14 protein-coding genes are annotated in these 13,825 nt (G+C 64.4%); 5 read left to right on the top strand and 9 right to left on the bottom strand.

Features of this window, described 5'->3' with window-relative positions; genetic code table 11:
* Positions 1 to 40 precede the first annotated feature (40 nt).
* From ABWO90_RS15910 to ABWO90_RS15880, 7 genes are all read right to left on the bottom strand, one after another.
* Positions 41 to 1,018 carry an anti-sigma factor family protein gene (locus tag ABWO90_RS15910; RefSeq protein ID WP_353192196.1) on the bottom strand — a complete coding sequence of 326 codons (978 nt, stop codon included), beginning with the start codon at positions 1,016 to 1,018 and terminating at the stop codon, positions 41 to 43.
* Positions 1,018 to 1,581 (bottom strand): RNA polymerase sigma factor, encoded by a 564-nt coding sequence (locus ABWO90_RS15905; protein WP_353192195.1) that lies wholly within the window; start codon positions 1,579 to 1,581, stop codon positions 1,018 to 1,020. The genes ABWO90_RS15910 and ABWO90_RS15905 overlap by 1 nt, the downstream gene beginning before the upstream one ends.
* A gap of 175 nt (positions 1,582 to 1,756) precedes the next feature.
* Positions 1,757 to 2,149: a COG4315 family predicted lipoprotein gene (locus ABWO90_RS15900; protein WP_353192194.1), complete on the bottom strand. Its 393-nt coding sequence runs from the start codon at positions 2,147 to 2,149 to the stop codon at positions 1,757 to 1,759.
* A 168-nt stretch (positions 2,150 to 2,317) separates the two neighbouring features.
* On the bottom strand, positions 2,318 to 3,160 hold the full coding sequence (locus tag ABWO90_RS15895; protein WP_353192305.1) for an ABC transporter permease: 843 nt from the start codon (positions 3,158 to 3,160) through the stop codon (positions 2,318 to 2,320).
* Positions 3,161 to 3,270: 110 nt separating this feature from the next.
* Positions 3,271 to 4,161 carry an ABC transporter permease gene (locus ABWO90_RS15890; protein WP_353192193.1) on the bottom strand — a complete coding sequence of 297 codons (891 nt, stop codon included), beginning with the start codon at positions 4,159 to 4,161 and terminating at the stop codon, positions 3,271 to 3,273.
* Positions 4,158 to 5,240: an ABC transporter ATP-binding protein gene (locus ABWO90_RS15885; protein ID WP_353192192.1), complete on the bottom strand. Its 1,083-nt coding sequence runs from the start codon at positions 5,238 to 5,240 to the stop codon at positions 4,158 to 4,160. Before ABWO90_RS15885 ends, ABWO90_RS15890 begins: the two co-directional genes overlap by 4 nt.
* A 21-nt stretch (positions 5,241 to 5,261) precedes the next feature.
* On the bottom strand, positions 5,262 to 6,374 hold the full coding sequence (locus ABWO90_RS15880; RefSeq protein ID WP_353192304.1) for an ABC transporter substrate-binding protein: 1,113 nt from the start codon (positions 6,372 to 6,374) through the stop codon (positions 5,262 to 5,264).
* 373 nt (positions 6,375 to 6,747) lie between these two features.
* On the opposite strand from ABWO90_RS15880, the gene ABWO90_RS15875 reads away from it, so the two are divergent.
* The 4 genes from ABWO90_RS15875 to ABWO90_RS15860 all read left to right on the top strand — a co-directional run bounded on the left by ABWO90_RS15875 (position 6,748) and on the right by ABWO90_RS15860 (position 11,255).
* Positions 6,748 to 8,022 carry a glucarate dehydratase family protein gene (locus ABWO90_RS15875; RefSeq protein ID WP_353192191.1) on the top strand — a complete coding sequence of 425 codons (1,275 nt, stop codon included), beginning with the start codon at positions 6,748 to 6,750 and terminating at the stop codon, positions 8,020 to 8,022.
* Between the two features lie 65 nt (positions 8,023 to 8,087).
* Positions 8,088 to 9,260, top strand: coding sequence for a porin (locus ABWO90_RS15870; RefSeq protein ID WP_353192190.1), 1,173 nt, complete (start codon positions 8,088 to 8,090; stop codon positions 9,258 to 9,260).
* A 235-nt stretch (positions 9,261 to 9,495) separates the two neighbouring features.
* Positions 9,496 to 10,242 (top strand): FadR/GntR family transcriptional regulator, encoded by a 747-nt coding sequence (locus ABWO90_RS15865; RefSeq protein WP_502922634.1) that lies wholly within the window; start codon positions 9,496 to 9,498, stop codon positions 10,240 to 10,242.
* Between the two features lie 62 nt (positions 10,243 to 10,304).
* On the top strand, positions 10,305 to 11,255 hold the full coding sequence (locus ABWO90_RS15860) for an alpha/beta hydrolase family protein (protein WP_353192188.1): 951 nt from the start codon (positions 10,305 to 10,307) through the stop codon (positions 11,253 to 11,255).
* Between the two features lie 29 nt (positions 11,256 to 11,284).
* On the opposite strand, the gene ABWO90_RS15855 is transcribed toward ABWO90_RS15860, so the two are convergent.
* Complete coding sequence (locus ABWO90_RS15855) at positions 11,285 to 11,620, bottom strand: antibiotic biosynthesis monooxygenase family protein (protein WP_353192187.1); 336 nt, start codon at positions 11,618 to 11,620, stop codon at positions 11,285 to 11,287.
* Positions 11,621 to 11,805: 185 nt separating this feature from the next.
* A complete protein-coding gene (locus tag ABWO90_RS15850) occupies positions 11,806 to 12,765 on the bottom strand; it encodes a GlxA family transcriptional regulator (RefSeq protein WP_353192186.1) in 960 nt (319 codons plus the stop codon).
* Between the two features lie 101 nt (positions 12,766 to 12,866).
* Between ABWO90_RS15850 and ABWO90_RS15845 the strand changes: the two genes are divergently transcribed.
* Positions 12,867 to 13,565, top strand: coding sequence for a GNAT family N-acetyltransferase (locus ABWO90_RS15845; protein ID WP_353192185.1), 699 nt, complete (start codon positions 12,867 to 12,869; stop codon positions 13,563 to 13,565).
* Positions 13,566 to 13,825 lie beyond the last annotated feature (260 nt).

Raw genomic sequence — 13,825 nt, 5'->3', positions numbered from 1 at the left:
GAGCGAACGGCATTGTCGCCAATGGCTGCGCCGACAGCGACTATGACGCCGAATGCACTGGCGCAGACTCCGGCACCATCAGCAAACCGAACAGCGGCGCCGCCGGTCCTTCGGCGAGCCCCTTTGCCACGGCCTTCAAATCGACGGAACCACCGGACGCGCCGATGAGCGCGTAACCGATCTGGCCCTTGCGCCACGTCACCACGCCCATGTTGTCGATCTGCTGTTCCGCCACGCCCTGGTCCGGGCGTCCGTCGCGCACCACACACAACGCGATCGGATCCCCTGTCTCGGGCAAGTACACCATCTGCACCAGCGCACGATCCTGCCAGCGCAGACGCTGCACGCGCTTGAACGTGAGCCCCTTCGCGCTCAGGTCGGGCACGCGGATATCGAGCTGATCGTGCTGGCGAATGTCGCTGACCGTTCGTTCGATATCGCCGGCATCCACACGCACCGACGCAATCGTTTCCCGCACGTACAACTGCTGATAGTCGGCCGCCGCGCGCACCCAGGTGACGCCTTGCGGTGATTTCGGCGGCGCGGCGCTGGAAGCCGTCGTCATCGGTGCGCCGCCCGGCCCGGGCCGATGCAAGGCGTCCGACACCCACGGCAACGCCACCACCGTTGCCGCGACACCCGCAGCAAATGCCGCACCGAGCCACCACGCGCGCACACGGCGCGCGACAGGCGCGTCGTTGGCGGCAGATTGATGGCCGGCGTCGTCGAGACGAACGGCGGCGCCCGGCGCCGACGCCGCTGCCGACGTCCCGTCCGGCGCCAGACGCTGCGCATGCGCGCGCAGCAACGCATCGAGATTCGCGCTCAGACGCTCCGGCACGGGCGGCACGACCTGTGCAGCGAACGTTTCGCGATACGGCAGACGCGACGCTCGCAGCGAGGCCACCGCGTCGGCCAGTTCGGGCGACGCGGCAATGGCGGCTTCCACATCGGCGCGCTCGGCGGCGGGCAACGCTTCATCAACGTAAGCGAGCAGGCGGATATCGTCTTCGTTCATCACGCATCCTCCTCACGTGCGCCGGAAGCGGAGCCGACGTCGTCGGCACGGCGGGGTTGCCCCTCTGGGTTGCGGAATTGGTCGCCGATGGTACGGCGCGCACGCGACAGACGGCTCATGACGGTGCCGATGGGCACGTCGAGTACCAGCGCCGCCTCCTGATAGCTCATGCCTTCGACGGCGACGAGCAGCACCACGAGCCGCTGCGCCTCGGGCAGACGGTCGACGGCGCCGAATATCTGGTGATAGCTCGCGAGGTCTTCCGGCGTCGATGCCTGAAGATCGGGGACGGTTTCCACATCGGCGTCGTCCCACGCGAGGCTGCCGCGCGAGCGCACGCGGCGCGAGCGGATCTCGTTGATCCACGTGGTATGCACGATGCGATACATCCAACTCAGTGCCGAGGTCCCCGGCGTCCACTGATGCACGCGTTCGAGCGCGTGAACGCAGGCGCGTTGCACGAGGTCCTCGGCATCGTGGCGGTCGCCCGAAATGCGCAGGGCGAACGCCCAGAGGCGTGGCAGCAGGCTCGGGAGCATGCTGGGCAAATCCTGACCGGTCATCGGCGAATTTCCTGACGGAAGGGGCGTGGCGGCTAGCCAGTCCGAAGCATCGTCAGCGCCCGGCGCCGACGTTTGCCGCGAAATTATAACGAGCCGGCGCGACTTTGCCATGCGTCGCGCGGCCGGCCGGGCCGCCAGCATCCTCTCGCTCCACGTCGAACAGTTGTGCCGTCGTTCAGGGCTTGACGACGTGCCACATGTCCTTGAAGCCGTCGCCCTTCATGTCGCCGGGCGCGGCGTCCTTCGTGAACAGGTAGACGGGCTTGCCCTTGTAAGCCCATTGCTTCATGCCGTCGTCGCGGGTGACGATGGTGTAGTCCCCCTCGGCCTTCGCACTCGCGGGCGCCATGACCGGCGGCCAGGCCTCGGCACACGGGCCGTTGCAGGCGCTCTTGCCGCTGCCTGCCGCGTCCTTGTCGAACGTATAGACGGTGCGATTCTGGCCATCGACCAGCATGCCGCCCATCGCCTTGAGCGGGGCCTCGGCGTGCGCGGCTGCGGCCGCGAAAAGACCTGCGGCAGCCACGAGCGAGGTGAGAACGGCGGACATCGATTGACGTTGGTTCATGACGTTGGCTCCTTTGGAGAAATGTCGGTAACGACACTCTCACAACACCCGACCCCAACGCTTTATTCCCTCGGTTCCGCGCGTCGGCCGGTATTTTTTTTGCGGCAACGTTCGCTGCAACGCAACATACCGGCCGACGGCGGACCGACGTGACACCCCGACGCGTTATTACTCGCCCTTCGGCGCTTCCTTCACACGGCTGACCAACTGCGTCGGGCTGACGAACTGCAACGCGATCAGCACCCACAGCAGCGTGATCGCCATGTAGATCATCGCCATCGCGTCGATGGACTGCGGCGCGCGCACCCCCGTCGAAAACACGGCGTAGTACAACGCCACCACAAGCGTCTGCGTATCGGGCCCGGCCGTGAAGAACGTCAGCTCGAACATGCCGATCGTGCGCACGAGCACCAGCAATCCGGCCGCCAGAATGCCCGGCACGAGCAGCGGCAGCAGCACGTGACGGAAGTACTTGAACGTGTTGGCCCCGAAGATGCGTGCCGCCGCTTCGAGATTCGGATCGATCTGCTCGATGAACGGCGTCATGACCAGGATCACGAACGGCAACGACGGCACGAGGTTGGCCAGGATCACACCGGTCAGCGTGCCGCCCAGCCCGATCTTGTAGAGCACCGTCGCCATCGGGATACCGTAGGTGACCGGCGGCACCATCAACGGCAGCAGGAACACCAGCATCGCGAGTCGCTTGCCGGGGAACTGCGCCCGGGCCAGCGCATAAGCGGCCGGCACGCCCAGCGCAATCGACAGCAACACGACCGCCCCCACGACTTCGACGGTCACCCACAGCACGTCGGCAAGCTGGAAATCACGCCAGGCCTGCGCGTACCAGTGCAGCGTGAAGCCCTCCGGCAGCGGCGTGCCGAACCAGCGGGTGGCGAACGAGTTCATCGTGACGGTGGCGATCATCAGCCCCACGTTCACGAGGAAAAAGATCATCGCGCCCCAAACGAACATGCGCCACAGGCGCGAGCCGGGCCCCTCGCGGCGCATCTTGCGTCGCGACGCGGGCGCCGTCACTGCCGGGCTCACGGGCGAAGGGGTCGTCATGAAGTCTCCATTGTGCGCGGCCAGCGTACCGGCCAAAGGCTTGTCCGTGGTGCTCATCCCTTGCCTCCCGTGGTCGGACCGCTATAAAACGCCCGGCGTGCGCCGAGCATGCCTGCCACGATCAGCAATTGCACGAACCCCATCACGATCGCCACGCATGACGCGAGCGAATAGTCATAGCTCTCGAACGCCGCCTCGTAGGCCGCAATCGACACCACGCGCGTGGCACCGGCAGGCACCCCGAGCAGCACGGCCGACGGGAAGACGGAAAACGCCTGCACGAACGACAGGCACGCGGCCATCGTGAGACCCGGCACCAGCAGCGGCAGATAGATCAGACGGAACTGCTGCCACGGCCCCGCGCCGAGCGTGCCCGCAGCGCGCGCGAGCGTCGGGTCGATGCCCGTCACGTACGACAGGATCAGCAGGAACGCGAACGGGAATCCCGAGATCACCAGCGAAATCAGCACGCCCCAGTAGTTATGCGTGAGGCGCACTTCGTCGTGATACAGACCCAGCGCGTGCAGCGCCTGCGGGAACCAGCCGTTGGGGCCGTAGTAGGTGAGCATGCCATCGGCGATGAGCACCGTGCCGAGCGTGACCGGCACGACGAGCAACATCGTCACGAGCTTCGCCGCGCGGGTGCTCTTGCGCAGCGCAAACGCGGCAGGAATCGACGCCCCCACGTTGATCACCGTGGCGGGCACGGCGAGCTTGAGCGTGATGAGCACCGTCGGCCATAACGTCGGTTCGGTGAAGAATTTCAGATAGTTCGCGAGCACGCCACCGCCGTCCATCGGCTGGAACGACAGGAACAGCCCGTACGCGAACGGGTACACGAACATCGCCACCAGGCAGACGAGCGCAGGCGCGACCAGCCAGCCGCGCCCATCGAAGCGCGCGGCCGGGGTCATCGATGCCGAAGCGGAAGCGGCGGCACTCATGCGCGTTCCCCGGCGTAGACCAGCGTGCGCTCGGCGGGCACGTGCAACGGCACACGCTCACCGACCGCGTAGTCGCCGGGCAGACGCGCATACAGCGGCCCGAACGGCGACGCCACGCGCAGCAGCGAATCGCGGCCGCCGTACTCCACCGTTTCCACCACGGCCTCGAAGGCGGTGTCGTTGGCGGCCTGCGCACGCTCGAAGTCGTCCGGTCGGATCGCCACGCTGACCTTGCCCTCGGTGCCCGGCGGCTCCATGAGCACGCCGTCGAACGACGCGCCGCCGCACGAGACCCGCGCGCGATCCCCCTGCGCCGACGTGATCGACACGTCGAGCACATTGCGATAGCCCATGAAGCGGGCCACGTGCAGATTGCGCGGTCGGCCGTACACGTCGCGCGGCGCCCCGATCTGCTGCACCACGCCCTCCTTCATCACTACGATGCGGTCAGCCATCGACAACGCTTCGTCCTGATCGTGCGTGACGTAGATCGTGGCGCGATCGAGCTTGCCGTGAATGCGGCGAATCTCCGCGCGCATCTCGATACGCAGCTTCGCATCGAGGTTCGAGAGCGGCTCGTCCATCAGCACGACGGGCGGCTCGATCACGATGGCACGCGCAATCGCCACACGCTGCTGCTGCCCGCCGGACAACTGCCCCGGGAGCTTGCGTTCGTGCCCGACCAGCTGCACGAGTTGCAGCGCTTCGCGCGAGCGCTTTTCGATCTCAGCGCGCGGCACGCCACGCATGCGCAGACCGAAGCCGACGTTCTCGAGCACCGTCATGTGTGGGAACAGCGCGTAGTTCTGGAAGACCATGCCGAAGCCGCGCTTCTCGCTGGGCAGCACGTCGATGCGCTCGTCGTCGAGCCAGATCGCGCCGCCGGTGAGCGGCGTGAGTCCGGCAATGCAGTTGAGCGCCGTCGACTTGCCACAGCCCGACGGCCCCAGCAGGGCGATGAACTCGCCCCGCTCGATGGTCAGGTCCAGGCCGTTCAGGGCGGCCACGGACTGACCTTCGGCGTTGGTGAAACTGCGCGCGACGTTATCGAGACGCAGATGTTGAAAATTGTGCTTCATAGGCGACTCCGAACGCTCCGGTCACTTCGATTTCAGCGCGCCGATCTCGGCATCCCATTTCTGGAATGCGGCCACCATCGCGGTCGCGTCGAGCGGCACGGCATGGGGGAAATCGGCGATCAGCTTCGCGTACTCCGGACGGCCATACTTCGCGATCACTTCCTGGCTCTTCGCGGGGGCGGCCGACAGCGGCACGTCCTTCACGGCAGGGCCCGGATAGAAGTAGCCGTCGTCATACGTGAGCGCTTGCTGGGCGGGCTCGAGCATGAAATTGATCAGCTTGAGAATGACGTCCATCTTTTCCTTCGACACACCCTTGGGCACCACGATGTAGTGCGCGTCGTTGACCCACGTGAACTTGTCGAACGCCTGCACCTTGAAGCTCGCCGGCACGATACCCAGCGCACGCGGGTTGATGTCCCAGCCCGTGACCGTCATCGTCATGTCACGGCTGCCTTCGCCCAGTTCCTTCATCACGGCCGACGTGCCGCCCGGGTAGTACGGAATGCACGAGTCGAGTTCCTTCAGGAAAGCCCAGGTCTTGTCCCATCCCTTGACCGGATCGTGCGGGTCCTTGTCGCCGAGCAGATACGGCAGGCCCATGAGGAAGGTGCGGCCCGGGCCCGAATTCGCCGGACGTGCATAGATCAGCTTGCCCGGGTTCGCCTTGCACCACGCGAGCAGCTCGGCGGGTGTCTTCGGCGGCTGGCTCACCTTGGCCGGGTTGTATTCGACCAGCGGGCCGGCGGGCATGAACGTGACGGCCAGGCCGTAACCCTTCGAAAGCTCCTGCATTGCGCGCACGTTCGGCGCGTACTTGTCGAGCACGCCCGGCAGCTTCGCGCTGTAGTCGGGCAACAGGCGCTGCCAGAGGTTTTGCTGGATACCGGCGGCGAGGGCGTCGGTACCCGTGAGCACGATATCGATGTCGGCACGTCCGGCCGCCTGCATGGCCTTGATCTTGCCCGGCAATTGCGGCGCCGGGGCATTGGTGAACGTGATCTTCGAGACGAGATCGGGGTACTTGTCGCGGAAGGCTTCGAAGCCCTTCTGCGTGAGCGCGAGATTCCCGGCCACGTCCACGACGTTCAGCGCGACCGGCGCAGCGGTTGCGGTACTCGCCATGCTTCCCATCACGGCGGCACATGCCAATGCGCCAAGCGTGCGTTGCCAGAATCCCCTGCGGCTGAAGGCCATGCTGTCTCCTCTTTGAGTTGAATTTCTCGTAAGTCATCATATGACTTGAGTTGTGAATTTGCAATCAGGAGACACGCGCAAACACCTTGGAGATTTCCCTAAGAAATCGGAACACCCTTGATAATTCGCGGCTTTCCAGAAGATTTCGTCAGGTTTTCAGGGATTCCGTCAGGGATTACACCGATAGAGAAGCGGCTCGGCCGTCACCTAAATTACGGCCAGTCATACGATGACGTAAAAGCTACCTCACACCCGTAAATTGCGTCCGCACCGCTGTGTCGTATCCGGTGCCGACAGAGGATCTGTCGCAGTGAAAATTCAACGCATCACCATCACCCCGATCGCCTTTCGCGACCCGCCGTTGCTCAATGCCGCCGGTATCCACGAGCCGTATGCGCTGCGCTCGATCATCGAGATCGAGACCGATAACGGGCATGTCGGACTGGGCGAGACGTACGGCGACGCACCGGTATTGGCGCTATTGGAGAACGCCCGCCCTCACCTGATCGGCATGGACCCGTTCAACACGAACGGGCTGCGCGAGCGCGTGGCGGCGGTGGTGCGTCAGGGCGTGCGCGGCGAGCGCGTGGAATACGAACTCGCGCCGGGGACCGACCCGCGCAAGGACGCCGAGAAAATCTACTCCGCGTTCGAAGTCCCGTTTCTCGATCTGCAAGCGCGGCATCTCGGCATTCCGCTGGTGGAATTGCTCGGCGGCGCCGTGCGCAACGAGGTGCAGTACAGCGCCTACCTGTTCTTCAAGTACGCACAGCACATCGACACGCCTTACGCGCCCGACGCCTGGGGCGAGACGCTCAACGCCGAGCAACTCGTTGCACAGGCGCGCACCATGATCGACACCTACGGCTTCGGCAGCATCAAGCTCAAGGCCGGGGTGCTCGAGCCGATGGAAGAGGTGAAGTGCCTCAAGGCCCTCAAGCGCGCATTTCCCGACAAGCCGTTGCGCATCGATCCGAACAGCAACTGGTCGCTCGCGACCGCCATCGCGATGGGACGCGAACTCGCGGGCGATCTCGAGTATTACGAAGACCCCACGCCCACACTCGAGGGCATGGCCGAACTGCATCGCGCCACGGGCATGCCGCTCGCCACCAACATGGTGGTGACCGACCTGCGCCAGTTCCGCGAGAACGTGCGCCTGAACGGCGCGCAGATCATCCTCTCCGACCATCACTACTGGGGCGGCCTGCGCGACACGCAGACGCTGGCGCGCATGTGCGAGACGTTCGACATCGGTCTGTCCATGCACTCCAACTCGCACCTCGGCATCAGCCTCATGGCGATGACGCATCTCGCCGCAAGCGTGCCGCGCCTGTCGTATGCCTGCGACACGCACTACCCGTGGCAGGAAGCCGACGAAGAAGTCGTGCGGGGCGGAAAGATCGCCATTCGCAACGGCGCGGTCGCGCTCACGCAAGCCCCGGGCCTCGGCCTCGAAATCGATCAGGACCAGTTGGCCAAGCTGCACGAGCAGTACCTGCGGTGCGGCCTTCGCACGCGCAACGACGCGGTCCAGATGCGCAAATACCAGCCCGAATGGAGCGGCAAGGCACCCCGTTTCTAGCCTCAGTGATTCACCAGCAGCGTTTCCATCGAAGTCCAAGAAAACACATCAAAAGAGGAGAAGTCGTGAGACATTCGAAACTGTTTGCCGGGCTGGTATTGGCCGGTCTCGCCGCCGGCGCCATGCCGGCGTTCGCGCAGTCGAACGTGACGCTTTACGGGATCGTCGACGATGCACTGACGTACAGCAGCAACCAGAACGGAAGTTCCAACACCTATCTGCGCAACGGCAACCTCGCGGGCAGCCGCTGGGGCCTGCGCGGCACCGAAGATCTGGGCGGCGGCACCAAGGCGCTGTTCCAGTTGGAAAACGGCTTCGACGTCAACAGCGGCGCGTTCAGCTCGTCGGGGGTGATGTTCAACCGGCAGGCATTCGTCGGTCTGAAGAACGACCAGGCCGGCACCGTCACGATCGGCCGTCAGTACTCGCCGTACTACCTGATGGTGGGCACGCTCAGCCCGACCACCTACGTGACCGGCGCGACCGGCGCACGCCCGGGCGATATCGATGGCCTCGACACGACCATTCGCATCAACAACTCGGTGACATACACCTCGCCGGTGCTGTGGGGCGTGACGGCAAGCGCACAGTACGGCTTCGGCGGGCAACCGGGCTCCATGGGCAAGGGCAACACCTTTTCCGGCGCACTGCGTTACGACGGCGGACCGGTCTCGTTGGCCGCCGGCTATCTGCGCCTGAACAATATCGGCGGCGGCACGACCTGGAACACGGCGTCGACCGGCGTGCCGGGCACGTCTGCGGTCAACCAGGGCTATCTGACGGCGGATTCGTTGCAGCATATCGCAGTGGCCGGTATTTACACGCTCGGCAGCGTGACGCTCGGCGCGAGCTACAGTAACGTGCAGTACAAGCCGGGGGCGGCGTCGCTCTTCCACGACACGGCCATCTTCAACTCGGCGGGCATGCACGTCTCGTGGATCGCCTCGCCGCAATGGCGTCTGGCGGCGGCGTATAGCTACACGGCAGCGTCGAAGGCCAACGGCATTACCGATTCGGCGACCTATCACCAGGTCTCGCTCGCGCAGGTGTATTCGCTGTCCAAGCGCACCTCGCTGTACGCGCTCGAAGCGTGGCAGCACGCCAACGGCAAGACCCTCGCCGCGAACGCCACGAGCATCATCAACGCCGGGCCGGTGGTCGGCGACTCGCAGAACACCACGCCGTCGTCCACGAGTTCGCAGTTTGTCGGCATGCTGGGGATCCGCGTCGATTTCTGATGTGATCCGAAGGTAGCAACACTGTCCGGGCGGGCGCCGTGCGCGTGCCGGCCCGGATGGTTTCAGAGTGGTCGCGAGAAGTCGCACGAGGTAGTGTTTCCGGCCGCCGATGCCTGATGTTGTCTGGGCTGCGGCGTTGGCGGTCGATTCTTATCGGTTGTCGTATGTATGCGACGGTCGATAAGGTAAACTGGGGGCGTTTTCGGTCACCCACATTCGAACAGACGCCATGTCCATGTCCAGCTCGTTGCCCGCACGTCCTCGCCGCAAGTCTCGCAGCCTCACGGAAGAGGTGGTGAGCGCCTTGTCCGAGCAGATTCGCAGCGGCACGTTCCGGCCGGGCGACAAGCTGCCGACCGAGTCGGCCATCATGGAAAGTCTGGGCGTGAGCCGCACCGTGGTACGCGAGGCCATCTCGCGATTGCAGGCCGCGCAACTGGTCGAGACGCGTCACGGCATCGGCACCTTCGTTCTCGAGGCGCCGCGCGAGAACTCGCTCCAGGTCGACACCAACAGCATTCTCACCATGCTCGACGTGATGGCGATTCTGGAGTTGCGCATCTCGCTGGAAACGGAAGCTGCCGGACTGGCTGCCAATCGCCGCACCGACACGCAGCTCAAGCTGATGCGTCAGGCGCTCGACGACTTCGAGATGCACGTGCGCCAGCGCACCGGCAACGCGGTCACGGCCGACGTGGCGTTCCACCTGCAAGTGGCGAGCGCGACCGGCAACCGATACTTCCACGACATTCTCGAACAGCTCGGCAACACGATCATCCCGCGCACGCGCGTGAACTCGGCCGCGCTGGCCGACGACGATCAGGTGTCGTATCTCAACCGCGTGAACCGCGAGCACGAGGACATCTACAACGCCATTGCACGACGCGATCCGGAAGCGGCGCGTGCCGCGATGCGCACGCACCTCACCAACAGCCGCGAGCGGCTGCGCCGCGCGCAGGAATCGGCCGGCACGCAAAGCTGACGCGGCAAGGCATCGGTGAGCGCTGCACACTGACAACGCACGACCTCGGGGTCTCCCAAACCATGAAACGTTGGACCGCACGCGCACGACTTTGCGGGGGATGGCTTTGCGCCGCCGTTCTCGCGGCGCCCCTTTCCGGCATCTCCGGCGCGTTCGCAGCGTCGGACGACAGCGTGTCGGGAAGCCCATCGACGGCCGCCGATGTCGCGCCGGAGATCGTGTCCATCGTCGTGCCGGGCGCCGGCACCTTCGGTGGCGACGTTGCCATGCGCACCGAGGTCTACAAGCCGTCCGGAAACGGCCCCTTCCCGGTGCTGATCTTCGAGCACGGACGCTCTTCCGATGCGCTCGTTCGCGCCAAGCTGGCGAATCCGATTCTGAAGGGGCATGTGCGCTACTGGATGGCCAAGGGCTTCGCCATCGTGGCGCCGATTCGCGTGGGCTACGGCGCGACGGGCGGCCCGGATCGGGAGAACTCGGGGGCGTCGTTCAATGCGCAGGGGAATTGCACACGTCGCCCGGATTTCGACAAGCTCGCCAAGGTGACGGCCGAAGCCAATCTCGCCGCGGTGAACTGGGTGCGCGCGCAGCCGTGGGCGAACAAGGACCGTATCGTGCTGGAGGGCCGCTCCGTCGGCGGCTTCACGACGGTGGCGACCGCCGCAGCGAACCCACCGGGCGTGGTCGGCTACATCAACTTTTCCGGCGGCGCCGGCGGCATGCCCGATCGGGCACCGGGGCATAGCTGCGACCCCGAGCAGATGAAGACGGTCTACGGCCAATTCGGCAAAACGACAAAGATTCCGGGCCTGTGGCTTTATGCGCACAACGACCAGTACTGGGGGGCAGATGCGCCGCAGCAATGGTTCGACGCCTTCGCCGCTGGCGGCAGCCCGGTGCAGTTCGTTCATACGGAAGACCTGCCCGGCCACGACGGCCACATGCTACTCACCTACGGCGGCAAGATGTGGTCGCGCCCGGTCGACGCGTTCGTCAAACAGTTGGGGTTCTAGGCACGCTGTGCACGCTCTTCAGGTTTCAGTCAACGCTCGGTGTGATTTGCATCCAGGACATGCGGCAACTTTCCGTCTCCGTATACGCGCATGACTTCCGATACGACAACCTGATAGCCATCGAGCCATTTCGACTGCGCCGCTTTCGCTTCCAAATGGGCGGGATGTCGAATCAGTTGATTCAGGGCATCCATCGATGCCCAGTAATAAACATTTGAGACCTGCCCCGTAGCGGCGTTCTCCCACGCTTCCTCGCCGATGTATCCCGGTATGGATCTGGCGGCCTTCGAGATTGATTCGTCCAGACGATGGAATTCGTCGTCGAATGACTTCGCAGCGAAGATGAAAGTCGAAGAATAGGTCATGGCAATCGGGCGTCGCAAGTTCGAGCACGTTGGTGAACGTGATCGTTAAGTTGGGAGAGATTCCGCTCGGTTCTCGGCCATCTCGGATTATCGATGAAATGCGTGGGACACATTCGTCGCCTTCCTGGCGATTCCGACAAGTCCCGTGAATCGCTCCGCCTGATCTCCCATGCCCACGACGGTCACTACCCCTGCCCGCGCAACGCTTTGACAGTGCACCCAAGCTTGCGGCGAAGCAGACTTCTCAGGGTCGACGTGTCGGCGTATCCCACAGCGGCGGCGACCGTATCGAGATCGCAGCCGTTCGATACGAGTTGCCGCGCACGCTGAATCCGCAAGTCCTGAAAGAATGCCAACGGCGACTTGCCGAGCACCTGCTCCGTGCGGCGTTGCAGTGTCCGGATATGCACGTTCAGCGCAGCGGCCGCACTTTCCAGAGAAAACCCATCCGAGAGGTGTTCGCGTGCCCACCGCTCGAAGCGCTCCACGAGCGGATCGGCATGCGCAAGAAAATCGGGAATGATGTACTGCGCCTGCGACGAGCGATGATCGATCAGCAGGAGCTTCGCCGCTGCCGACGCCAGCTCTGGACTCACCTGACGCACGAACCACAGCGCCAGATCGAGGTGCCCCATCGCCGCCGCCGACGTCACCAACCGATCGGAGGCCACGACCATTCGCGAATCGTCCAGCTTCACCAGCGGATATCGCTCACGGAACAACGGAGAAAGGAACCAGGTCGTCGTGGCATCGTGACCGTCGAGCAATCCGCTGTCGGCCAGCACGAACGTGCCGATGCACGCAGCCGCGATACCGATGCCGCCTTCGCGCCACTCGCGCAACCGGGCTTTCGCCTCGATGACGTCGCGTCGCTGAAGCGCTGCGACGAGCAGCTCCGGCGTCAGTGCGTTGAGCGCCGGAACCACAATCCAGTCGGCGTGCGTCACGCTGCGCGCCGGCGCAACCGACATCGTCAGTCCCAACCCCGTTCGCACGCGCGACTTCACGCCAACAACCGATACCTGCAGCACGTCTGCCGGCGCCCCCTGCATTCGCGCCAGCAGGTTCGCCGTAGCAAACGTGTCCAGGAGCGCCGTCAGCCCCGTATCGAAGACGCCATCCAGCGCGAATACGCAAATCCGCATGTCGCAAATGATCCTAATTTAGTCATTTGCGACTATATCGCCGTGTCTCTCGCGTGTCTAGAATCGTCCTCACATTCGATGACTTCCCAAGTGAGACTACGATGACGACCTCCCCCGAACCGCTCGACAATCCGCCCTGGCACGCGCTGTCCGGCAGACACGCCAATCTCGCACAGGGGGCTGCCGGACTGGCGTTGCGCTACCGTCCCGACGTGGCCGCGTTTGCCGCAGTGAAGCACATGACGCAAGACGCCTTCGACGCCCTCGCGACGCTGATTCCAGCGGGCGACTTCGTCTGGCTGATGAGCCTCGCACCGATTCCGGCGATGGACCGGGTCCATGGCGACGTCTTGTTCTCCGTGTGCCAGATGGTAGATACCGCCCGGGTTGACGCAGCGCCCGACGACGGCGTGCTTCGCCTGAGCAAGGACGACGTCCCCGACATGATGTCGCTCGCCGACAAGACCCGACCGGGCCCCTTCTCGCGATCCACCATCGAAATGGGCAACTATGTCGGCATTCGCGACGGCGGCGAGCTGATCGCGATGGCCGGAGAACGGATGTGCCTGGACGGGTACGTGGAAATCAGCGCCGTGTGCGTCGATGAACGCCATCGCGGACGAGGACTCGCGCAACGCCTGATGAACATCTTGCGCAAGGAAATCCGCGCACGGGGCGATGTGCCGTTTCTCCATGTGCGCGACGACAACGCGTCGGCGATCCGGCTCTATGAACGAATGGGCTTTGAAACGCGGCAGGTGTTACTGCTCAATCGCGTCGCACATCGCCAGTTGTATTAATCGCAGTTTCGGCGCGGCGGCACACGGCAGATACTTCGATCAACGGCCCACGCAATACCGCGATGCGGCCAACCTGAAGGAGAATCACCATGCCGCTGCTCACCATGATCGCGAAAGGCGCCCTGCATGTTCTCGGTCTTCTCTCGGCCGTTTGCCGTTCGTCCAGCAAGCGCGATGTCACGAGCCCGATGGGCATGTGAACCCCGGACGTATCAGGGCTTCGTTGCCTCGATGCTCGAGAATTCCGCAGCGTGCGCCTA

The organism is Pandoraea pnomenusa (assembly GCF_040391475.1).
GTDB classification, from domain to species: domain Bacteria; phylum Pseudomonadota; class Gammaproteobacteria; order Burkholderiales; family Burkholderiaceae; genus Pandoraea; species Pandoraea pnomenusa_C.
The sequence above is the reverse complement of the archived record's forward strand: the minus strand, read 5'-3'. Positions and strand labels throughout refer to the sequence as shown.